Source organism: Vagococcus sp. 211 (genome assembly GCF_056322705.1).
Genome location: NZ_CM150475.1, coordinates 1162296 through 1184676, shown reverse-complemented (window position 1 = coordinate 1184676; position 22381 = coordinate 1162296). Strand labels below are relative to the sequence as shown.

Below are 22381 nucleotides of genomic sequence, written 5' to 3'. Positions count from 1 at the left end.
ATGCTACATCCTATTGACGATTTAGAAGAAATCATGGAAGAGATGAGAATTGATTCCGACGATGAACAGGGTGTTAAACGAGCAGTCATGGCAGCAACAGGATATATCAAGGGGGCAATCGGATTCGATAAGCCCTCTTTTTATACCCAAAAAGGCACGGAAACAGATGAATTACTTAACGTTGCTTTAATTATGCAAGCTGACCACTATTACAATACTCGTTCTTCAACAGTTGAGAGTGCGAATGCTACTGGGAGTTTAAGAGAAGTTGATTTAGGGTTTACGAGTATTATCTTACAACTTAAAGCACGCTATCTATCTTTTGAAGAAGGTGAACCAGATGGCAGTTAGTCGAACAGGTAAATTAAATAGACGGCTTACTTTTAAATATAAAGACGGTGATAAAAAAGGTCCGAATGGTCAAAAAATACTAAATTTCGTTGAGAGTAAGCCCGTTTGGTTTGCTTACAAACAAAAGTACGTTGATACCGTAAAAGATGAAGTCGGGACGCTCTTTGAAGACTCAACAACTATTGTCATTAGGCAACAGCAACGATTAACCCCTAAAAATGATTTTAAAGTCATCATTAAAGAGGTTGAGTACGACATTATAAAAATGAATCCTGATGTTGAAAATGAAGCATTTCTTATTCTATTTATCAAAAGGAGTGATTAGATGTCAAATGTTGAAGTTGATTGGGGAGATGTTGAGAAGAATGTCGCTCAAAGTATTGCTGATGTTGAAGGGCCAATCAGGCGTAAAGCAGGTAAAACAGCCGGCTTTAAGTTAGGAGAAGCCTTAGCAGCTAATACACCAGTTGATTATGTTGGGAAAACGTTGCTGTCACAAACTGTAACGGTTGGGGCTGTAAGGGAAGATGGCCATTTAATGATTGGTTATGGTAGAGGAGCTTATTTTAGAGCCCACGTTGTTAACATGGGGTCAGAGTTTCAAACAGGACAGCACTTCATTGAGAAGACCGTAGAACAGGAAGCTGAAAATATCATGAGGTCTTACATGAATGATTTGAAAGCAGGGTTGAAACTATGAATCCAATTGTTGAAGTTGCCGTTGATATCATCGAAGAAAATATGACAGGTGTTTTATCTTTCCCTTATAAAATACCACCCGATTATCAGAAGTTAAAAGAGTTACCTATTTGTAAAGTCGAGACAGTATTAAATAAAAACATTGGCTATGGTTCGAATCGGTATCATGGCCGTAAATATCATGTCCAGGTTATGTCTTTTGTGGATGTTAACGTAACGGATATTGAAAGTTTTATTGATGAGTTAGATCGATTATTAGAAAAAAACGGTTATCGTCAGATTTATGGCGACGATAGACCACATGAAAAATTAGAAAACGTACATGTCTTAACAAGACAATACACCACAACGAGGAGGAAAAATTAATGCAAACAGTAGGTTATAAAAGATGTATTATTCAAGTTTTAGATAAAGAGTTAAAACCAGTAGAAGGCAAGAAATGGACGATTCAAGGCGATATGAGTAAAGGTGCTGGTACCTCGTTTGATATCACGGGTTTATCTAAAGAAGTGGTTAAAATTTATGGTAGTAACGTTCCTTATTTCACTTTACGTAAAGGTGTTGGTAACGTGGCTGCTAACTTAGGTTTCTTAGATTTACCAATGGAGTGCGAACAAGAAATTTTAGGATTTACTAAATCAACCAATGGCGTTATTCATATCGGTGATGAAACAGAGCCACCATATTGCGCAGTGTTGTTCGAATCTGAAGATTTACAAGGTGAAAAAATCGGGTTTGGTATGTACGTTGGTTCGTTTGGCCGTGATGGTTACAAATCAGAAACCTTAAATGATGGCGACTTTACACCTGAACCTGGTGAGTACGTTTATACACCAATCACTAAGAAGTTTGAAGATGGTAATCATGTGGTTGGTATTGCCGATAGTGAAGAAAGTTATACCGCATTAGAAAAAGAATGTTTCGGTGCAGCATAAAAAATCAAAGGATAGGGCTAGTCATGGACTGGCCTTATTTTTTTAGGAGGAAAACAGATGATTCAGTTAGAACTAAGAATGTCCAATGGTAAATACAAAAAATTTATGCAGGATATGGTGCCGTATCGTAAACGATTCGAATACTCACGCCGAGAAATAGAACTATTGAAGATTGAGGACGAACAAGAGCGCTCAATGGAACTAGCAGAATATCAGGCAGAATTTGTTGCTTCTTTATTCGATGACAAAGACGTCACAAAAGATTTGTTACTAGATGGCCTAGATACCAAAGACGCTAATAAGATTGCTGAGATTATTTATTACGACGTCATGGCATTCCCAAGACCATCAAAAATTGGTGACGATGAAAAAAAGGAGTCATAAGTTGGCAAGAGTATTATGACTCTCAACTTGAATTTATTAAACATGTGATCACGGCGTTTCCTAGTTGGACTGTTAATGATGTTCTTGATACAGATGACGCGACGTTGATGGATATGATGACGGTTCAAGCCGAGAACAAAAAAACACAGAAGAAGAAACAGAAAAAAGAAGTCATGCCAATGCACGAGTTCCTAAAAACGGTGAAAGGAGGTTAAAATAAATGGTTCAAAACGGCGCTCCGTTAGGTCAAATGGTCATAAAACTAGGATTAGAAACATCTGCTTTTTCTGATAGCTTAACAGGAGCTACAAGAGCTGTAAAAACATCTGTCAAAGAAATGGAAACAGGGTTTCGCGTTTTAGATAATGGCGGTAAGAAAATAGATGCGTTGACGTATAAACAAGAAGGCTTAACAAAGGTTATCTCAGCACAAGAGAAAGAATTAGCACATCTTAAGACAGCCTATGAAAAGACGTTAGATGCTGAAGGTAAAGCAACGTCAACGACTGCTAAAGCGGCTCAAAAATACAACGAAGCACAAGCTAAACTAAGTGGTTATGAAGCGCAGTTGAAAACAACAGCCGGTGAAATCGCCCGTTATAAAGTGGAAACAGAAGGTGTAACAGGTGCTATCAACAAGCATTCTGATTCATTAATCGATAATGGCCAGAAGCTAACAAAAATAGGCGATGGCTTATCAAGTTTTGGCGGAAGCATGACCAAGTATGTCACGGCTCCTTTAACCTTAGGGATGGGGACTGTGACGGCTGCAGCAATTTCTTGGGAATCAGCGTTCGCAGGCGTTAAGAAAACAAACGATGAAGTAGTTGATTCTAATGGTAACGTCACTTATAGCTATAAGGATTTAGAAGATGGATTACGTGGACTAGCTAAAGAATTACCAGCAACGCATTCTGAAATAGCTGGAGTCGCAGAAGCCGCTGGTCAGCTTGGAATTCAAACAGAGAACGTTACCGCCTTTACTAAGACGATGATTGACATGGGCGAATCAACTAACATGTCAGCAGAAGAAGCTGCAACAGCTCTAGCTAGATTTGCGAATATCACACAGATGTCTCAACAAGACTTTGACAGATTAGGTTCTGTGATTGTAGATTTAGGTAATAATTTCGCTACAACGGAAGCAGAAATAACAAACATGGGTCTACGCCTTGCTGGTGCGGGTTCTCAAATAGGTATGTCAGAAGCAGAAATAATGGGATTCGCCGCGGCTTTAAGTTCCGTTGGGGTTGAGGCTGAAGCAGGTGGTTCTGCTTTTAGTAAGGTAATGATTCAAATGCAACTTGCGACGGAATCAGGAGGAACCGCCTTTGATGGTTTAGCAGCACAAGCAGAAAACGCTGGGCTTTCCATGGATCAAGTATCAAACGCCGTGAGAATTGGTGGTAAGGAATTAAAGGGTGTAGCGGGTCAAATGGGTTATACCAGTACAGAGTTACGAACCCTTTATAAAGAAGCTGATAATTCAGCGGTATCACTTAATAACTTTGCAGAAGTTGCTGGATTAACAGATGAACAATTTAGCCAAATGTTTAAAGATGACCCGGCAGCAGCTATTATGAAATTCGTTGAAGGGTTAGCGAATGCTGAAGAACAAGGTTCGTCTGCTATTAAAGTATTAGACGACATGGATATTACAGAAGTTCGTTTGCGTGATAGTTTATTACGTGCGGCAGGAGCTTCAGGTGTATTCGAGGATGCTATTAAAACAGGAAACAAGGCGTGGGCAGAAAACACGGCACTGACTGAAGAAGCAGATAAACGTTACGAAACAACAGCTTCTAAATTGAAAATGCTGAAAAATGAAGCAACGGATGCAGCTATTGAATTTGGTGGTCCGCTTGTTGACGCTTTAAGAGATGGACTCGATGCAGCTAAACCATTAATAAAATCACTAGGTAACATGGCAACAGCCTTTTCGGAGCTTGATGAAGACACTCAACGAAACATTGTTAAGTGGGGGCTGTTTGCAGCTGCATTAGGACCAGCCGCTAAAGGTTTAGGTGGGATTATATCAATCACTGGTAAAACGTCAACCGCGCTTGGTGGAATGGGTAAAAGTATTGTAGATCTTGCGGCTAATAAAGCCGAAAGAGCAGCTATCGAAGGTGTTGGAACGTCTATTGCTACCGTTGGGACATCCGCAGGTACCGCAACAGGTGCTAGTGGTATTGGTGGTTTCACATCAGCGCTAGGAGGGTTGAATCCGTATGTTTTAGGTGCCGTTGGTATTTTAGCTGTGGGAGCTGCTGCATGGTGGGCATATGACCAAACAGTAGGTGAATCTAATAGAAGGACCGCACAATGGGGCTCTGATATCGGAAAAGAAGCTGACAAATCATTAAGCAAGTACAGAGAGTTTAGCGACGGTGGGCAAAGAGCGATTCAAGATTTAGATGTCGGAGTTGCAACTTCAGTGGACAATATTACCGAATCTTTCCAAGGAATGGCTGAGGATATTGGTAAAGCTGGAGAAGAAGCCAATAAAAAAATCGAAGAATCAATTGCTAAACTACCTATTGAGATGCAAAAGAGCGTGAATGAAGCGTCTCAGAAACAAATAGAAGCTAATAAAAAATCAGTAGAGATTGCGCAACAAGCGTCAGAACAAGTCGTGAGTATTTACGAAAAACATAATGGTGATGTCACTAAGTTTACTGATGATGAAAAGCAAATTATTATCAATAATACTCGAACAATGAACGCTGAAAAAGTACGATTAATGGAATTATCAGCAGAAGAAGAGAAAACAGTATTAGCTGCTTTGAATGGTGACATTGATGATATGACTAGTAAGCAGCGCGAAAAAGCGATGAAAGACCTAACGAAATTCAATACAGATAGAAACACGCAATTCATAGAAGCTAAACAGGCATTAGCAACAGCTTTAGGTGAAGGCTCACCGGAGTATGAAGCAGAATTGAAGAAACTAGAAGCTTTACAACAAGCCTCAACAGATCAGATGGCCATCAACATGATTAAGCTTGCCGAGGCCAATGGGGAAAGTTCTGATATGATTCGTGTCAGATTGGGTCAACTAGGAATTGATTACAAAGATAAAGCTAGGTTAATGCGTGAAGCAGGCATTGATATGGCGGAATCAAATGATTTAATCGCAAAGAGTACAGATGAGATGTCGGAGGATGTTCGAGACGCTAATAATTCCTGGAAGAGTTTAATATGGGATGATAAAAAAGCGGAAGTTAAATCGAATGCACCTGAAGAAATAAAGAAATCCATTGAAACGAAAGATGGATGGAATCAAATGAAGTTCATTCTACATAACGCCGACTTAACCTCTAACGCTAAAGAGATGATATTTCAAGCAATTCAAGAATCGGGTCGTTGGAATGAGTATGAGATAGATGACAAACTATTAAAAGCAGATAATGTTCAACTTATTCAGTCACTTATTGATAGCAAGGGTTCGTTAGATGAGTATAATAATTTAACGCCTGTCTTAAAAACCTTAATTGCAGATGGCCATGCCGAAATGACCTTTGATGACACACGAGTAGCATTAGAGCAGTACGAAGCGTTAACGCCTGAAATGAAAGGGTTACTCGCTTCAAATGAAGACGTTGTTCAAAAGTTGTTTAATGCAGAAAGTAGTTTAAACCTTTACGATGCTAATAATCCTAAAATGAAATTATTGCAAGGTAATAGTTCAAATGTAGATCAAGCCGCACGAACGGGTGAAGGTAGTTTGAATAAATACTCAAACAATAATCCTAAACAAAAGCTATTAACGGGTAACTCAACAAACGTATCAAATTCTGCAAGTAGTGGTGAGCGGTCTTTAGACTCATTCAATAGAAACAATCCGTCTACTAAATATTTAACAGCAGTTGATAACGCCTCTTCTAATGCTGGTCAAGCAACAAGTTCAGTAAATGATTTTTGGCGTTTGCCTGATGTTATTACAAAGTCGCTTAATGTTGTGGGGAGTTGGTTAGGGTTTGAAAAAGGAACAGACCATCACCCAGGTGGGATGGCAATGGTCAATGACCAAAAAGGGCCACTTTATAAAGAGATGGTTACTTTACCAACAGGACAAAGCTTTATTCCTGAAGGACGTAATGTATTTCTTCCTTTACCAAAAGGATCCAAAGTATTGCCGGCACGACAAACGAGAAATATGTTTCCTAACTATGCAGGCGGTGTGGGTGTTCCTAGTAGTACAACGAATGTCCAACAAATGAAAAACATTAACGACTCGTTTAAAGAAGTTCCTACGCAATCAACTGATAGTAGTCTTAATGAGTTGATTGGACAATTAGTTTATGAATTAGCACGATTCAGACCACTCTTAGAAGAGAACGGGGAATCACAAGTGAAGTTACTGAAAGGTATTTTAAATAAGGATACGGATATTATTTTAGACAGCAAAGTATTAGCTCATTCAAATAATCGAGTGAACGCTGTGAATGATTTAATCAACGTATTTAATTAGGAGGACAAGAATGATATTTAAAAAGTTAAACGGGCAGACGTTCAATTTGAATGACGCCGACATTAAAACAGTGAGTATCGACATCAGTTCTCCTAATGTATTAAGTAAGTACGCCACAGTTGATGGTATGCGTGGAGCAATTGATGTGGGGAGTACGTATGGGCCTCGTGAGATTGAGTGTAAATTTCTAATAGAATCATCTATGCGTGAAACGTTTGGGTTACTAAGAGATGAGATATTCGCTATGTTAGGCTCTACAGAACCTTTTTATTTAATAGAAGGAAGACAACAAGGAAGGCAGTGGCTTGTTCGATTGGACGAGCCATTTTTTATAAATCAAGATAACGTTTATGGTGTGTTTGAAGTTGTTTTCAATGCGTTTGAAGGAGTTGCTGAATCCGTAGCCTCTACACAAGTGATTGAAAGTAGAGGAGTTGAACTTGGTTCGTTGTGGGGATTCGGTATGGGACTTGAAACAGTTGATGATAGCGAACTACGCTACACACACCATAGCACCAATTTCAGAGTATTTAATGCCGGTAACGTTGATGTCCATCCCTTTGAAACAATGTTGAAGATAGAGATTAAGAATATCAGTGGAGCGACAGGTATATTTACCTTAACCAATAAGGCGAATGGAAGCAGAATCAGAATCAAACGGACGCCTGTATCAACTGAAACGTGGTTATTTGATGGTCCAGTGATCAAGCGAAATTCACTTATGTCGGCCAAAGACACCACGAAGGAGTTTATTTATTTAAGTCCTGGATGGAACACGTTTGCCATTACAGGAGCAAGCAGTGCGGTTGTTAGTTTTGATTTCAAATATTTATATATGTAGAGGGGGGTGGTTGAATGTATGTAAGAGATTTAAGTGGCAATGAATACCCAATGATGGCTAGTTACACAGTAAGTGACGAGATAAACGGAAACATGGATATCTCTATTGAAGTGTTGCCTAACAAGGTGAATAGAGTCTTTTTATCTGACTTAGCAGAATTCTGGGAGCTAGTAGATGATAATGAGGAAGTTTATAAAATCGTTTACTGTGAAGAGCAATCTATGGGACAGTATCCAGTTAAAAACATACGAGCTATTCCTAAATTGTACGACGATTTGAATAGAACGCGTGTGTACGAACGGTATGAGGGATCATACGCCGTGGAAGAATTATTCCGTATCATTTTTAAACCTACAGACTATTCATATCGCATGATTGGTGCCTGGAACAATATAAAAATTGAAGGTTTTGGTGATGGTGATACTTGCCTTTCCATGTTTCAACGAGTATTAAAAAGGATTGGTGCAGAGTTTGAATTCACAGGGCCATCTGTCACGATTAGAGAGCGAATTGGCTCTGAAACAGATATTATGTACCGTCACAGATTGAACGCTTCTAACATCGTCAAAGAAGTTGATGGCCAAGACTACTGGACCTATGCTAGGGGATATGGAGACTTTAGAGAAGATGAACAAGGATGGGAAAACGCTAAGTTAAAACGCGAATACACCAGTCCACTCGCTAGGATTTTAGGTAAGCGTGAAGCCCCACCAATCAAAAATGCCAATATAACTAAGGCTGCGACAATGGACGAAAATCTAAAGTCATTAGTAGATAATTCCATCAAGATATCGGTCACAGCCAATCTCATTGATTTAAGAAATAGAAATTATCCGTATGCCCAAAGTAATTTAGGTGATACGGTTTTTTTGATTGACGAAAACATTCAAATGGATGAAACAGTGAGAGTTGTCGCAAGAGAGATTACCAGGAACTGGAAAGGTGATATTACTGGTTTAAACTTTACGTTTGGTTCTGAAGGGATGGTTGCGAGGTATCAAGGCAAGTTAAACAATGCCATTAAGGAAATCACTGATATTTTAGAGGGGAAGAAGAAACTGCCGTTTCAAGCGATGAGTGATGAGATTCAAATTGTTACGAAGCTTTTAAAATCTGTTCAAACGCAGTTAGCTGTTGGAGAAGATGGTAGCTTGATAGCCATTGATAAGAAGAACCCTAACTTAATCGTCATACTTAATGCAGCAGGTATCGGGATTAGCGATGACGGTGGCCAAACATTTAAAAATGCTCTAACAGGACGCGGACTTTTAGCAGACGCTATTATGGCAAACTCAATTACTGCGGATCACTTAGCAGCCAATGCGATTACTGTAGGATTTAATAGTAGTTCTACTAACTTAAAATTATTTAGCAATCGACTGGAATTTTATAGAAACAATCTTTTATCCGCAAAAATCAATGAAAACGGTATGGAATTCTGGCATGGTAAAAGAAAAATTGGAAACATGGGCGAGAGTTCTAAGAGAGGTAACGACGACATTCGTGGCATATCGATGCAACTTGAAACAAAAGGGGACTTCATTACTTGGTCATACAGAAAAAGTGCTGATGACGATTACTTTACGTCAATGTTATCTATGGACCCCAGGGGACGTTATCTAGGATATAAGGGAATCGATATAGGTTTACCCGCTTATTTTTTAGATGGAATAGGTATGACAGGAGACTCAAAAAGGTTTCTTAACTTCACAACAACTCAAATGAAAGATACTAATTATCCTTCTTTAAAAGCTGATGGTGGCCACACTGGCATTGCTTTTGGTACAGAATATCTGTATCTAATTGATAACAATATGTACTATCCAGTTAAAGAGATAGTCAAAGTAACGAATCAACTTTACGGTAAGAACGTAGCAATAGCCACGAGCTACAATAGCGACGGGACAGCGAACGAGTGGTACAACTTTAGTTTTAAATAAGTAAGGAGTGATGGAATGTGGCAAGACGTATATTAAAAACTAACTGGAATAGGCGACAATTAGATGATACGAATGAGAACTTTAAAGAGTTGTATGAAGAAAATGCATCGTTAAGTAAAGATATAAAAGATGCTAAAACTAATCCTGTTTTAAAGGAGAATTCGATTGGCGAAAGAGAATTACAAGAGAGAGCTATTAGAAATAGAAATTTACAAGACTTGTCTATAAATGAGCGAGTTATTCAACAAGATGCGATTAGTCGTGAAAAAATCAAAAACTACGCAATTGATGGTTCTAAAATTGAGGACGAAGCAATCCATGAAAGAAAGATAAAAGATAAAAATGTTCTGAATAAACATCTAAATGATAATTCTGTCGACGAAAGAGTTATTAAAGAAAGCTCAATAACAAAAAAATTAATAAAAGATGAGAATGTAGAAGCTAGAAAAATACCTGAAAAAAATATTAACTTTACTCATCAAAATTTTATGAGTGTTCATAAAAAAAAGATTGAGGCAACAAAAAGTAGCGTTTGGATAAATATTTCGACTAAGTTAATATATTCTGAAAAGGGTTTGAGAAGTACTTTTTCAAAGATGGAAAAAGGTAAACACTATAGAATAAAATTAGAAGGTAATATGAATAGAATGACAATTTTTTCGACTAACGATTTAAATTCTGGTAGTAAAGGTGAAATATTCTATAGTTTCACCGCTAATTATGCCAATATTAAAAATAACTATGAGTTTTATTTTGAAAATAATTTAGATCATAATTATCTAGTTGTCGGTTATCAAAATGCTATATCTAGTGCTATTACTGATAATGTAAATATAGAAATCGTTGAAATAGATAATGATATGACTACGAACTTTTCAGAAAAACAAACATTAAAGAAACTGGATAAAATATGGTTCAATAATGAATCTAATATTATTGTAAATGTTGATCAAGAAAGAGCTAAAATAATAGCCATATCTAAAAATAGCGAAATATTAATCAATACTTTTGGAAAACACGATAGATTTATAATCGCAACATCTGACAGGGCAGGCATAGAAGATGCTGGTACTATGAATTTGAAAATATCAGAATCAAATGTTTCAGGCAACATGACTTATAAATTCTTTAATAAAGAAGATGTGTTTTTATACATCGGTTTAGTTGGAAACGTGAATGAAATCGAAAAAGTGGATGTCATACAAACAATGAAGTTTACAGAAAACGCTACAGAAAATAATGTTATAGAAAAAGAAGATATTCAAACTGGTATAGAAAATCAGGAAGAAATTTCGCCAATTTTATGGTCTGTTAAAACAACTAATACTAGAAGCGATGAAGTGCCACGTCCTATTGGCTGGCTTTATTATCTACCAGTAGCACCATTTCCGATTTATTATGCAAACGGAAGTCCTAATAATTTAAAATATTTATGCGATTGGAATAGTGAAATCACTTGGGATAAAATTTCAACACCAGAGCAATATCATGCACATGTTACTAAAGAAGGTGACATTATTTGTGTCTGGCGTGGCGATTTATTGGGGACTGGACAAGGATTGGACAACGTTAGACAGAATCCTATAGTTTATAGGACTAACGATTGGAAAAATCCTAAAGAAATAATATTAGGCGATTTAAAACCGACAGCTTGGTTGCAATCATGTGGGGTAGATTATATTGATAATAGTGATACTTTTATATTTGCAGAGTACACGAGACCATCACATTTAACAGCTAATATTTGGACAGTTACCAAACCTTTTGACAATCCTAAAAACTGGGAAGTAACACAAAGTTATACGCTGAGTGGAGATAATAATGTTGGGATGAAGCATTTCCACACAATAAATTATGACTCATTTTCAGGTTGTGTGTATTCATCAACTGGTGATGATGATTCTGCATCTAAGATTTTAGAATCTCGTGATAACGGAAAAACATGGCAAGTAGTTTTTGAAGGAAATAGACGTTATGCACGAGTGCTAAATTTTATTTTTTTGGAGAATGATATTTACTGGGCTAATGACGATTCAAATCATGGCTTCTTTAGAGCTAAGCGAAAATCCGATAAAAGCGTTAATTTTTCTAATATTGAAACACTACATGACTTAACAGGTTTTCCACCAACTTATGCAAATATTTATTTTGAAGACCCACACGGTATTTTAATTTTAAATCGTTATGACGGTGCAACAACTAAACTTTTAGACGTTTTATTTTACTCAATTGAAGACGAGAAGATGCATACAGTTGCTATTTTAGAGCCTACATCGAATTCTACTTTTGGTTTTAGACTTGAATCTGCTGAATTATATCCTCAAAGAGTTTCAGACGGAGCTTTAATCGGTTTTGCTAATCCTATTAACCAAATTAAAATATTAGGAAATAGAGGAGATGAAAATAAGGGGAATATTAACAATTTACTATTATCTGTAAAAAAAGAAAACGGTATTTTCTCATTAGATATAAAGACAATTTTTAATCAATAATAAGAAAAGGTGGTAAAAATGGTGATTATAAGTAGCGCGGATTTATTAAGAGAGTTTCAGAATTTGATGAGTAATTACTGGGTTCATATCTTTATATGGTCGGTAGTATTCGATATAACAACAGGAATCGTAAAAGGTTTCGTCATTAAAGATAGTAATAGCACAAAAGGACTTCTAGGACTGATTAAACATCTACTAGTAGTCCTTTTAGTTTTGACTGCGATACCGTATCTAAATATCGCAGGATTGGATAGTTTTTCTAATTTGTTTATCTGGTTCTTTATTGTGGTTTATGCAATTTCTATCACAGAGAATTGGGGTCAGTTAGGATTACCATTGCCTGAATGGGTGAAAGGCACGTTAACAAAATTAAAAGGTCAGCTAGATGAAGGGCCAAATAAAAAATAGGAGAGTGATCACATGGTAAAAATTAACATTGAAACATCGATTGGATTCATGGATGGATTAAGGAAGAAAGGTATTAGATATTCAATGACAGGTGCTAGAGACGGTTCAGATGGAACAGGTGACTGTTCAGGTACAATAGTTCGTTCGGTTGAAAAGGCAGGGGCAAGTAGACCCGCGTGGCTATACAACACTGATTCAATGCATGCTTGGTTAGTTCAAAATGGATATAAGCTAATTGCAGATAACAAAAATTGGACAGCTAAGCGTGGTGATATTGTCATCTTTGGGAAAAAAGGAGCGTCAGGTGGTGCGGCAGGTCATGTGGTTGAGTTTATCAATAATACTCAAATCATTCACTGTACTTACAAAAACCCTAGTATGAATGGTGTTTATATTGATAATGAAGCAACTACCTGTCCTTATTATATGGGATGGTATGCTTACCGTAATGATAATATCGATACAAGCAAACCGATTGACGTACCAGCAACAGCTAAACCGGATAAAGTTGGTTGGTACGCTGAGAAGGGAACCTTTAAATCAAATGCAGGTAATGCTAACATTGCTATCTTAGACAAAGCGGTGGACGGAAAAGTTTTAGGGTGGATTAAGCCTGGTCAAGAAGTTAAGTATGATCAGTTTACTCATAAGGGTGGCTATGTTTGGGTGAGACAACCAAGAGCTAACGGTAAGTACGGTTTCGTAGCGATTGGTAAATCAAATGGAAAAATTAAAACTGAATCTTGGGGACCTTGTTATTAAATATGAAAGCCTATCTCTTAATCGGGATAGGCTTTTTTTGTTGTTTATTTAATTTTACTTATAATATAAGGTCGTTTTCCAGATTTTAGAGGAGCTATTTCTTCAATCTGCTTTAATTTAGGTGTTGAACCTAAAATATCGGTGAATCTTTTTAAAATTATATCTTCATCTTCATCAGAGAAACCGTCAGTTGTCACGACATATAGAATATTGTCATTGTAATCATTTTGAATAAATTGGTATTGCTTGATAGTCTCGAAATCTCTAAGTGCCCCATTTATAGCAAATGCTGAGACAGGTTTTCGGTTAATATTATAAATAGTTTCAATTTGTCTACCAACTATGTTTTCTAAAGTAATACCCGTATTGTAAAATTCACAAGAATTAACATCTTTAGATAGGGTAGCTAGGTCACCTGTATCAAAGCGTATTAGAGGCATATAATCTGAGAATAAATCAGTAACAACTACTCTTCCAACTTGTCCCGGTTTTACAGATTCACTACTACCAATTTCTAATATTTCAATTTTATAACCTGTATCATTCACATGGTATTTACAACATTTAGGACATGAGGTAGCTAGTACTCCAAATTCCTCAGTAGAATATCTACTTATAGGCTTAACTCCAAAAGCTTTATAAATAGCTTCAGCATCTTTTTCTTGTAAAGTTTCAGAAGAAGTAATGATTCCTTTTAAAAAGAAATCCTCAGGCTTGTTACCTTTTTCTATAGAAGCGTAGGCAATAGCACTGATAGCTGAAGGGTAACCTATTAGACTTTTTATTTTTTTCTTTTTTAAAAGTTCAACTTGATCAGCTAACCAATCAGTTGTTAATTCTTTTGGGTTCATTAAATATTCATTTTGAATAAATAATTTTAAAGAAGATTTCGCATCAGTAACACGAACGTAACCATGACAGTCACCTACATCTAAAGAACCCCATCTATTATAGAATATAACTTCAGCATTTTGTCTAAATTTTTTCTCTCTTGATAAATGAAAAGTCATTGGTTGCCCTGTACTTCCACTTGTTGTCATTTTTATAGAATTATTTAGGTCTGCTTTTTTAGAGATAAAACAATCATAATGACTTCTTAGTATAGATTTATCAATTATTGGAAAATCATCAAAATTTTTATAATTTTTATAAAATTCTGTATTTTGGTTAGCAAAGTTTAATATATTGTTTAATCTTTTTTTCATTAGTATTTCTTTTTCATTGTTATCTAAATTAAATTCATTAATAAAATTATTAACAGGGGTCTTTTTTATTTTAGATATTGTATTAAAGCCAGTCTTCCTTATATTCATTATTTCACTCCTAAGCGTATATGTACCTACATTATATCATTTTATTCCATGTCTGTTTCTTTTATATTTTAACAATTAAATGTTTGATTATATCGTATATTACTGTTATCGAGAGTGGAGAGCTTATGGAGATAGAAGAATTAGTTTCCAAGATGTCAGAATTAAAAGCAGAATTATCAATACATGACGAGATAGATGTAACTGAATACAAAGAAGCTTATAAAATAGCTATGGGGAGGTATGTTTGTGGTGAACAGGAAGTAACTGATTTGATACCTATTTATGAGAAATATAATCATCTTGTTTAGATGTGGTCAAAGGGGGAGTCAAAACGCTTTAACCATTGGTATATATGATAAAAAGAGACTCCCGCCGCCTCCATAGGGTAACATCAAAAACCACAAACCTTGTTAAACCAAGGTTTGTGGTTTTTTTTTTGGCTGAATTTGGGTAAAAACGAGAGTTGGGGTAGTCAAAAGCGTAGTCAATCTAAGGTATTTAATCTTTTGCTTCTCTTTTTGTCGTTGTTACAGGACCAGCTTTTGTGACGTCTCCGTAATCCATATTCTTCCAATGTCTTTGATGATAACGTTTTTTGAGGCGTTCTTGATAGTCTTCGTGAGACACGTTTTTTTTCTTTTTCTTATAATAGTTAGGTCGTTTCTGTTGTTTTGTTTTTTTAGGTGTGTTCTGTTTGATTTCCTTTTGATGTTCTTTCGCTATTTGGCGGTCCCACATGTCTTTGATGTCAGTTTTTACAATGTACTCCGTTGTGGTGACTTTAGGCAAAAAGCGACGGTATTGATTGGTATTAACTAGCGTGTGGCCGTCTGGAACGGTGGTCTCTATCATATAAGCACTCCCTTTAGTGGTTCTCTTTTTATTATAAATAAGATACGTAAAAAATAGGTTATCTCATTTAAAACATAAAAGAAATTTATCATCTTAAAAAAACATCCCTAAAAAGTTAAGCACGCCAGCTCACTTTTTGGGGATGTTTTTGGCTTATTAGAAATAACTGCCTAAAAAATAAAGAACGGGATAAACCACCATCATAAGTGACATGCTCTTTAACACGATGGGGAAGGTGGTTTGTTTGTCTTGTACTTTTCGGTACTGACTCAAGGCTGACATGACTTTTGGTAAGGTGATAAGTAACAACAAAATCGAGATAGGGGCTAGGTGCAAGATGACCAAAGCTCCTAGCCACAGGTAATTAAAAACAGTCAGAGCGATAAGCAGATGAACGGCTTTTTTCTTGCCTAAATAATACACCAGAGTATGGCGATTATTGTTGATGTCTTCTTCTAAATCACAGGTGTTATTCGCTAGCAGGTTATTAAACATGCTTAAAACGAGGGGCAAGCTGATAGCAGCTAAAGACATAATGGACAAGGTATAGCTACTGTTTGTGTTAAGGGTGCTGAGATAAAAAGCAATCAAGGTAATCACAAACCCAGATGCTGAGGCAGTAACGATTTCCGCGATAGGCAGTGAATTCAGCGGGTATTTGCCATAAGAATAGAACAACCCAATATAAAAGCCCAGACAACCTAAAAGACCAACAATCAGATTGGTCTGACTCACGAGATACGTTCCTAGAAGGGTCGCCAGTAGCATGAAGCCGTAGAAATACAATTTAACGCTTGTTAGAGATAAGTGATCTCGTCCGATGATATTGGTCACCGTTTTGTAGTGGTCGTCTTCAGCGTGTTGGTAATCCATCCAGTGGTTAAAAATATTCACGGCAATGTGAAAGCATAAAATAATCCCGATAAAAAGGGTCAGGTTGAGGGAAAGGGTAGCACTTGCTAGGAAGTGTGCCGAGGATATCCCAAGTAAAATAATAAATAAATTCAGTGGTGCTGTATAGAGTTCTGATAACTCGTAAAATTGTTTGAACGTTACTTTGTTGTTTGTCATAATAATCTCCTTCGTGAAACTTTGTTCATTCTATCAAAAATAGGAGGGTGAGACAAATTATCTGTTTGGTAAAAATGGAGGAAAACGTTATCAATAGTAGTGTTTGGTAATTGGTAAGAGATTGTGATAACGTTATTAAAATACTTGATATAGAATGTTTGATAGGACTGGGTCGGTTTTATGTTATGGCTATTTTCCTTCAATATCAAGGGTTGTCCTATGGTATACTCGTTAGGTGAGACATCTGGGCACTTTGTTGATGCCCTTGTTAGGACTAAATAGTAATCATTAAGAAAATAATGAGTTGAAAAGGGAGAAAAAAGATGTACAAAGAAGAATTATTTGGCAGTTATTCACTCGCTGCGGCGTGCTTGGTGTTACTTATTGTCACGTTACTGACAGGAGAAATCGCTTGGGGACTTGGTGCGGCGATACCACTTTATTTCTTTCTTGTGACGTTCAAGAAAAACATCCAAGAATTAATGAAAAAAGAAAATAAAAAAGAATGAGTGTAGGCTCATTCTTTTTTTACGAGCTATTTATGGTGCGGGGTGACTAAATAGCTGAACAAATTTCAATGTAGTGACCGTCTGGGTCTGCCACATAGGCAACGGTTTGTCCCCAAGGTTTGGTGACAGGTTCTTTTATAATGGGGACGTTTTGCTGGCGGAGGGTGTCGATTGTTTGTGAGACATCGCCCACAACAAAACCTAGTTCAAAGGTTTGTGAGCGATGAGAGGATTCGGGAACAACTAAGCCGATTTCTTCTGTGACCGATGATCGCGTATTAATCGCTAATACCGTAGCCCCTGTGTCAAATTCAATATAGGTTCCCTGTTGCAATCGTATGGGTAAGCCTAGGATGTCATGATAAAAATGGAGAGATTGTTGCAGATCATTAATATATAGAATGGTATAGCGCATGGTAACTTTCATAGTAGTGCTCCTTTGTTAGTTAGTGTAAGGGTTTCGTCATGGAATAATCCGTAATCTCATACCCGCATTTTTGATAGACATGAAGGGCTCGTTTATTGTGGCCAAACACGTGGAGTCCCATGGTGTGGGCTCCTAATGCTTTTGCTTGTTCTTCAATAAGAGCCATACTTTTTGTGCCATATCCTTGATTTTGAAAGGTATCAAACAGCATGATGTCGTAAAGAAAGGCAGAAGGAACGGGGGAGGCTTCGTATTTAATCCACGTATAGCCAATGACAGTCCCTGATGTTTGTATGGTATAAAGGTAATGATCAGGGGTGTGGTTGCCTTCTGGTAAATAGGTGTTGTAAGAAAGTTCTGCTCGGTGCAGGGCTTCTTTTTTGGTCCAAGTGCCTGCTTTTATTTTATCACTGGCATAATCGGGAATGGCAATGGCTAGGTAATCGTTGTAATCACTTGGGGTCATTTGTTTTAGTTGTAACATGGTATCATCTCCATTCTTGTTCAGTGTACCATATAATAAGAAAATCCCTCTAATTTTTAAGAGGGATTGTTTGTTTATTCTTCTAAGTGTTCCAGAGCGTAATCGGCTTCTTCTTGAGTAAATTGTTCCCCGTGTTCAGATGTTAATTGGTCTCTGATAGCTTCAGGAGACATAGACATAGAATCTTGATATGATTCCGCTTTTTTTAAGGCATTCTCGTTAAAATCAGCTTCTAGGTGATCCATAGCGTACTGTGCCGCTTCCTCTGAAAATTTTTCGCCGTATTCAGATGTTAATTGATCATAAATAGCGGCTTTTGACATGCTCATTGTTTTAGCATATGATTCCGCTTTTTTTAAAGCAGAGGCATGTTCTCTAGGTACTTTTTCTTCTTTTGCTACAATTTCTTCTTCTTTTTCAGTATCCTCGGTTATTATTTCTGTTTCGATAACTGTACTTTCGCTTGATTTTGATACAGAAACCTCTTCTTTCGTGTCATCAGTAGAGCTACTACAACCTGATAGTAATAAAGATACAGCAAAGACAAATATATATTTTTTCAAAATAACTTCTCCTCCAATAGTTATAAGTATGTTGTTAACTTTTATTGTTATAAATAGCAGTTAACATAGTTTCCGCACTTTTTATGATACTACATTACCTATTTTATAACAATAGTTTTGTTATTAGGTTTTTTAATAGATAAAATCAACTTTAAATGATTGCCTAAAGGGTGAGTGAATCTTATTTTCTTTATATTTACTTTGTTCAGACAAAACAGCTGTCAAATGTATGAAAAAAAGAGTTAATTATTAAGAAAAAGAAGGCTGAGTCTAAAATAGCTTGCATGCCTAGCGTGTCTGTGTTATACTAAAGGAACATTAATAATATTTATACGCAACATGAAGGTTTATTTTGTAGAAGTTTATTCTCACTGGCGTAGCTTAGAGCTACAAAGGGTGCTTTAGAGGTTGGGATTGCACCGCTTAAACGAGAAATAATGAAGAATCGAGCAATGGTACTAGTCACACTTTACATATAAATAATACGTTAATCAAATAGCCACCCTACATTAGGGTGGCTATTGTCAATTCTCGGGGCTTATTGTGTGACTTCTAAATCATAGATAGCCTGTTGTTTGTGTTGGTGATTGTCGTATTGAGAAAAGTGAACCGTGATTGCGTCACTGTCATGAGGCAATACGTAAGCTGCTTTGACGTGTGTGATGTTCGCTCCTTTTGGTGTGGGTTGTGGCTGTTTAAGAGAGGTCAATGGATACGTGGTTGCCACTTCTCCTGTGTGATCTAAGACAAGACTTGGTTTTAAAAACAGGTCTTGGACAGGATGTTCATAGCCTAAATTATGATAGGAGTAATCAATCACAATGATTTGCTTGTCTTTTTCTTTGTTGATAGCGTTCCGTTCCTTGGTTACTTTGACGTCGTGCACCGTTAATTCCCATTGCTGGCCTATAAGCCAGGGCTCGTCTTTTTTTAAGTGTTGTTCTAAGGCTTCTTTTTCAGGGGTGTTTTTTGCCTCGCCTACTTTTTGGTCGTTGAGCTGATGGGCTTGATGTGTGGTTACTTGGTCAAGTTCTTTTAGCTTGCCTCTTGTTACGTAGGCGTCTCTGAAAAGAAAAAGGTTCAGGGTCAAGGAAGTCACTATTAACCAGACATCAAGGCGCCGATACCAAGGCTTCTTTTTTTTTCTCTTTTTTGATGTGGGTCTGTGTGCCATTCTATTCCCCTCCTTAAGACTGTGTTAATAATATCATAGCATGAAATCATGCCTCTTGTTTATTGAAGAATAAAAACACGTTATTTATGATAATTTGATGAGAATGTTACTGAGACGGTTAACAATTTGCTAAGTCATTTCGTTACTAGTAGTAGAGGGTGTTATATAACGAAAGGATGACAAGAGATGAATCAATATTTTAGTCATGATAGTACGGCCAGGAATTCAGATAAATTAATCGGGGTACGAATGAAGCATGGTGTGGCAGGGTATGGTGTGTATTTCATGATTTTGGAACGGTTGCGAGACGAACCAGATTACATGAGTATGAAGGATTATAATATGCTAGCTTTTGATTTTCGTGTCGACGCAGGGCTTGTTAAAGGGGTTGTGGAGGATTTTGGGTTATTTGTCTTTACCGAGGATGGTAAGTGCTTTTACTCCGAGAGTTTCATGAACCGTATGGCAATGAAAGATGCGAAAAGTCAGCGATTATCTGAAGCGGGCAAAAAAGGAGCATCCAAGCGGTGGGAGAAGAATAAAAATAGCCAGGCTATAGCCGAGGCATCTTCTAAGATAGCAAGGAAAGACAGTAAAGAAAACACAGAAAAAGAAAGAAACAATAGGGGAAAAGTCACTAAAGAGGTGGAGGATATTATCATCTATGCTTCGGATAATTTCGGCCGAGAACTGAGCCCTTTAGAGCAAGAGGAGTTACAGGCATTGAGTCAAAAGCACCAACCAGGCATGGTGAAAGAAGCGATTCGCCGAACGGTCTTAAATAAAAAAGAAACGTTAAGTTATGTGCAAGGCATTTTGTCTAAGTGGGAACAGCAGGGAATTAAAGAGTTAGAGGCCTTATCTGCGACTGATTCAGCGTGGAAGCATCAGAAAAAAAGAGGGGGCTCACCGGGGATGCGTCGAGAAAGTCTACCTGATTGGGCAAAAAAAGACGAAGAGGTCATTGAAACACCTCTGTCTAACAAAGAGAAAGAAATGTTTCAAGAACAACTTCGTCAATTAACATCTTAAGTAGATGGACTAAATCGCGCCGATGAAATAACCAATGTAGAAGGGACCGGCCTGCTTGGCTCCGAATAGCCCTAAAGGACCTGTATTGCCAACAGGTGTAGGATCTAAGTAATAGACGCCTATATTGCCTTTATAATCATGGCTATATTCCACCTTTGAGGTCAAGGCTTCTTTAGGAAAGCCTTTTAAGAGAACGTTGAGACGTATGGCTCGTTTGGGATTGGTAAAAATAAACATAAGAATGAGAGCTGAGACGAACAAGATAAAAGGGAGTCGCTTGCGCTTTCTTTTCATTAGGAAGACCACCTTTCTTTAATTATTTTAATATCATACCACAAGTGGTACAAAAGGGTGCAAGGCTTTTTCTTGTTTTTTTGTTTTATAAAAAATAAGTCTGTCTCATAATGAGGGATATCGTTTTCTTTTAACGCAGAAACGACTATTTTGGATGATTAAGTGTTAAAATAAGAAAGGGTCGATTAAAAAAGATAGGAATGAAGACATGCGAATTGATAAAGAGGCCTTTGCTCAGAGCGTCTTAATGAGTGAAAGGAAAGAGCTGACTTTGGAAGAAAAACTAGCTTTGTACCTGGAAGCGATAACCTTGGCTGAGGGGCACAATAAACAATACCGAAAAACGAAAAAAACATCGTCTAAGTCACATAAAATAGAAGAAAAGACAACAGAAAGGACAGAAACTAATGAAAAAGAGTTTTTCTGATTGAGAGTGCTTTCTTTTTGTCTTATTTTAAGGTATTATTGAATAGGTTAGTTTAACTGGGCCAAGCGATCTTCTCCGATTCTATGAATTACGGGTTGCTTGGTCTTTTTTTATGTCTTTTTTATATATGAGTAGGTAAAATGAACAAAAGGCATAACAAAAAGGCATTCTTTCATTAGCTGAATAGAACGCCTTGTCAATAGCTGGATGAATCTTCCAAGTTGATTACTCCTTAACTAGTTGATTTAGTTTTGCTTTTGCTTCTTCAATCGTGTTACCTTGAGCTGACATGTTTTCATTGTTTGCATCAAATACGATGAAAATATTTGTATCAGTGTCTAGTGTGACACGGTATTGAAGCGTTTTGTTTGTAAATACCATAATAAAATCTCCTTTCATGTTTATGATTCTTATGAAAAGGCATATACGTTATGGTAACAAAATTCCTATATATAATGTATCATGCTTTTTAATGAATGACAAGCTTTTTGAAAAATTTCATGAAAAAGACACAAATATTCATAAATTATCAGAGATTCCAGGATATAGTAGGAAAGGATTTTGTGATACAATTGAACCGTAGTAAAGGGGGATTCCCCTGAAGGATAGGTGTGGAGAAAGTGATTTTTTATACAGTGGGTTTAATATTAATGTTTATTGGTGTGATGTATGCGGTCATGCCATCAAAAAAAATGGCATCAAAGTACGGCTACCGAACGGGACGTGCCACGGATAGTGAAGCGACTTATGAGTATGCACAAAAACAGGCAAGAAATTATTTTTTGTTGGTTGGATTAGGGACCTTTGTGTTAGGCAATATTTTACGATGGACCGGGCTATCTAAGTTCTTTATTTTAGAGCTATTGTTATTGTTTATCCCTATTACAATGGTCTTTTATAGCATTGAAAAAGCATTGCAAACATTTAGTGACGAACAAGATGATTAACG

General features: G+C 36.9%; 27 protein-coding genes. 18 read left to right on the top strand and 9 right to left on the bottom strand.

The genetic code is table 11. The features are described from left to right. The 13 genes from ACVWM0_RS05850 to ACVWM0_RS05790 are packed head-to-tail and all read left to right on the top strand — an operon-like array spanning position 1 to position 13286. Complete coding sequence (locus ACVWM0_RS05850) at positions 1-351, top strand: head-tail connector protein (protein WP_476471713.1); 351 nt, start codon at positions 1-3, stop codon at positions 349-351. Then, positions 341-676 (top strand): phage head closure protein, encoded by a 336-nt coding sequence (locus ACVWM0_RS05845; RefSeq protein ID WP_476471712.1) that lies wholly within the window; start codon positions 341-343, stop codon positions 674-676. The genes ACVWM0_RS05850 and ACVWM0_RS05845 overlap by 11 nt, the downstream gene beginning before the upstream one ends. After that, entirely contained in the window at positions 677-1051 is a 375-nt protein-coding gene (locus ACVWM0_RS05840; protein ID WP_476471711.1) for an HK97-gp10 family putative phage morphogenesis protein, read from the top strand. It begins immediately after the preceding gene. Then, complete coding sequence (locus ACVWM0_RS05835; RefSeq protein ID WP_476471710.1) at positions 1048-1416, top strand: hypothetical protein; 369 nt, start codon at positions 1048-1050, stop codon at positions 1414-1416. The genes ACVWM0_RS05840 and ACVWM0_RS05835 overlap by 4 nt, the downstream gene beginning before the upstream one ends. Continuing rightward, complete coding sequence (locus ACVWM0_RS05830; protein WP_476471709.1) at positions 1416-1985, top strand: major tail protein; 570 nt, start codon at positions 1416-1418, stop codon at positions 1983-1985. Before ACVWM0_RS05835 ends, ACVWM0_RS05830 begins: the two co-directional genes overlap by 1 nt. Before the next feature lie 57 nt (positions 1986-2042). Next, positions 2043-2369 (top strand): phage tail assembly chaperone G, encoded by a 327-nt coding sequence (gene gpG / locus ACVWM0_RS05825; RefSeq protein WP_476471708.1) that lies wholly within the window; start codon positions 2043-2045, stop codon positions 2367-2369. Positions 2370-2413: 44 nt separating this feature from the next. Next, positions 2414-2584, top strand: a complete 171-nt coding sequence (locus ACVWM0_RS05820; RefSeq protein WP_476471707.1) for a hypothetical protein — start codon at positions 2414-2416, stop codon at positions 2582-2584. A gap of 5 nt (positions 2585-2589) precedes the next feature. Next, entirely contained in the window at positions 2590-6843 is a 4254-nt protein-coding gene (locus ACVWM0_RS05815) for a phage tail tape measure protein (protein ID WP_476471706.1), read from the top strand. A 10-nt stretch (positions 6844-6853) separates the two neighbouring features. Next, complete coding sequence (locus ACVWM0_RS05810) at positions 6854-7684, top strand: phage tail domain-containing protein (RefSeq protein ID WP_476471705.1); 831 nt, start codon at positions 6854-6856, stop codon at positions 7682-7684. 14 nt (positions 7685-7698) lie between these two features. Continuing rightward, positions 7699-9624, top strand: coding sequence for a phage tail protein (locus tag ACVWM0_RS05805; protein ID WP_476471704.1), 1926 nt, complete (start codon positions 7699-7701; stop codon positions 9622-9624). Between the two features lie 17 nt (positions 9625-9641). Next, on the top strand, positions 9642-12116 hold the full coding sequence (locus tag ACVWM0_RS05800; protein WP_476471703.1) for a hypothetical protein: 2475 nt from the start codon (positions 9642-9644) through the stop codon (positions 12114-12116). 18 nt (positions 12117-12134) lie between these two features. Continuing rightward, positions 12135-12524, top strand: a complete 390-nt coding sequence (locus ACVWM0_RS05795; RefSeq protein ID WP_476471702.1) for a phage holin family protein — start codon at positions 12135-12137, stop codon at positions 12522-12524. Between the two features lie 12 nt (positions 12525-12536). Further along, positions 12537-13286, top strand: coding sequence for a peptidoglycan amidohydrolase family protein (locus ACVWM0_RS05790; RefSeq protein ID WP_476471701.1), 750 nt, complete (start codon positions 12537-12539; stop codon positions 13284-13286). A 44-nt stretch (positions 13287-13330) separates the two neighbouring features. On the opposite strand, the gene ACVWM0_RS05785 is transcribed toward ACVWM0_RS05790, so the two are convergent. Next, complete coding sequence (locus tag ACVWM0_RS05785) at positions 13331-14599, bottom strand: phenylacetate--CoA ligase family protein (protein ID WP_476471700.1); 1269 nt, start codon at positions 14597-14599, stop codon at positions 13331-13333. A 125-nt stretch (positions 14600-14724) separates the two neighbouring features. On the opposite strand from ACVWM0_RS05785, the gene ACVWM0_RS05780 reads away from it, so the two are divergent. Continuing rightward, entirely contained in the window at positions 14725-14907 is a 183-nt protein-coding gene (locus tag ACVWM0_RS05780) for a hypothetical protein (RefSeq protein WP_476471699.1), read from the top strand. 190 nt (positions 14908-15097) lie between these two features. Here the strand turns inward: ACVWM0_RS05780 and ACVWM0_RS05775 are convergent, their stop codons facing one another. Then, positions 15098-15451 carry a hypothetical protein gene (locus ACVWM0_RS05775; protein WP_476471698.1) on the bottom strand — a complete coding sequence of 118 codons (354 nt, stop codon included), beginning with the start codon at positions 15449-15451 and terminating at the stop codon, positions 15098-15100. A 156-nt stretch (positions 15452-15607) separates the two neighbouring features. After that, a complete protein-coding gene (locus ACVWM0_RS05770; protein ID WP_476471697.1) occupies positions 15608-16522 on the bottom strand; it encodes a prenyltransferase in 915 nt (304 codons plus the stop codon). A gap of 323 nt (positions 16523-16845) precedes the next feature. On the opposite strand from ACVWM0_RS05770, the gene ACVWM0_RS05765 reads away from it, so the two are divergent. After that, positions 16846-17031: a hypothetical protein gene (locus tag ACVWM0_RS05765; RefSeq protein ID WP_476471696.1), complete on the top strand. Its 186-nt coding sequence runs from the start codon at positions 16846-16848 to the stop codon at positions 17029-17031. Positions 17032-17077: 46 nt separating this feature from the next. On the opposite strand, the gene ACVWM0_RS05760 is transcribed toward ACVWM0_RS05765, so the two are convergent. The 4 genes from ACVWM0_RS05760 to ACVWM0_RS05745 all read right to left on the bottom strand — a co-directional run bounded on the left by ACVWM0_RS05760 (position 17078) and on the right by ACVWM0_RS05745 (position 19679). Then, positions 17078-17458 (bottom strand): VOC family protein, encoded by a 381-nt coding sequence (locus tag ACVWM0_RS05760; protein ID WP_476471695.1) that lies wholly within the window; start codon positions 17456-17458, stop codon positions 17078-17080. 19 nt (positions 17459-17477) lie between these two features. Next, positions 17478-17942 (bottom strand): GNAT family N-acetyltransferase, encoded by a 465-nt coding sequence (locus ACVWM0_RS05755; RefSeq protein ID WP_476471694.1) that lies wholly within the window; start codon positions 17940-17942, stop codon positions 17478-17480. Between the two features lie 74 nt (positions 17943-18016). After that, positions 18017-18505 (bottom strand): Ltp family lipoprotein, encoded by a 489-nt coding sequence (locus tag ACVWM0_RS05750; RefSeq protein ID WP_476471693.1) that lies wholly within the window; start codon positions 18503-18505, stop codon positions 18017-18019. Between the two features lie 538 nt (positions 18506-19043). Further along, complete coding sequence (locus tag ACVWM0_RS05745) at positions 19044-19679, bottom strand: hypothetical protein (protein ID WP_476471692.1); 636 nt, start codon at positions 19677-19679, stop codon at positions 19044-19046. Positions 19680-19865: 186 nt separating this feature from the next. On the opposite strand from ACVWM0_RS05745, the gene ACVWM0_RS05740 reads away from it, so the two are divergent. After that, the gene (locus ACVWM0_RS05740; protein ID WP_476471691.1) at positions 19866-20711 is read left to right on the top strand and encodes a DnaD domain protein; all 846 of its coding nucleotides are present in this window, start codon (positions 19866-19868) and stop codon (positions 20709-20711) included. A gap of 9 nt (positions 20712-20720) precedes the next feature. Here the strand turns inward: ACVWM0_RS05740 and ACVWM0_RS05735 are convergent, their stop codons facing one another. Beyond that, the gene (locus ACVWM0_RS05735) at positions 20721-21005 is read right to left on the bottom strand and encodes a hypothetical protein (RefSeq protein ID WP_476471690.1); all 285 of its coding nucleotides are present in this window, start codon (positions 21003-21005) and stop codon (positions 20721-20723) included. Positions 21006-21213: 208 nt separating this feature from the next. Between ACVWM0_RS05735 and ACVWM0_RS05730 the strand changes: the two genes are divergently transcribed. After that, positions 21214-21432: a hypothetical protein gene (locus ACVWM0_RS05730; protein ID WP_476471689.1), complete on the top strand. Its 219-nt coding sequence runs from the start codon at positions 21214-21216 to the stop codon at positions 21430-21432. A 225-nt stretch (positions 21433-21657) separates the two neighbouring features. On the opposite strand, the gene ACVWM0_RS05725 is transcribed toward ACVWM0_RS05730, so the two are convergent. After that, positions 21658-21813, bottom strand: a complete 156-nt coding sequence (locus tag ACVWM0_RS05725) for a hypothetical protein (RefSeq protein WP_476471688.1) — start codon at positions 21811-21813, stop codon at positions 21658-21660. 230 nt (positions 21814-22043) lie between these two features. Between ACVWM0_RS05725 and ACVWM0_RS05720 the strand changes: the two genes are divergently transcribed. Next, positions 22044-22379, top strand: coding sequence for an SdpI family protein (locus ACVWM0_RS05720; RefSeq protein ID WP_476471687.1), 336 nt, complete (start codon positions 22044-22046; stop codon positions 22377-22379). Positions 22380-22381 lie beyond the last annotated feature (2 nt).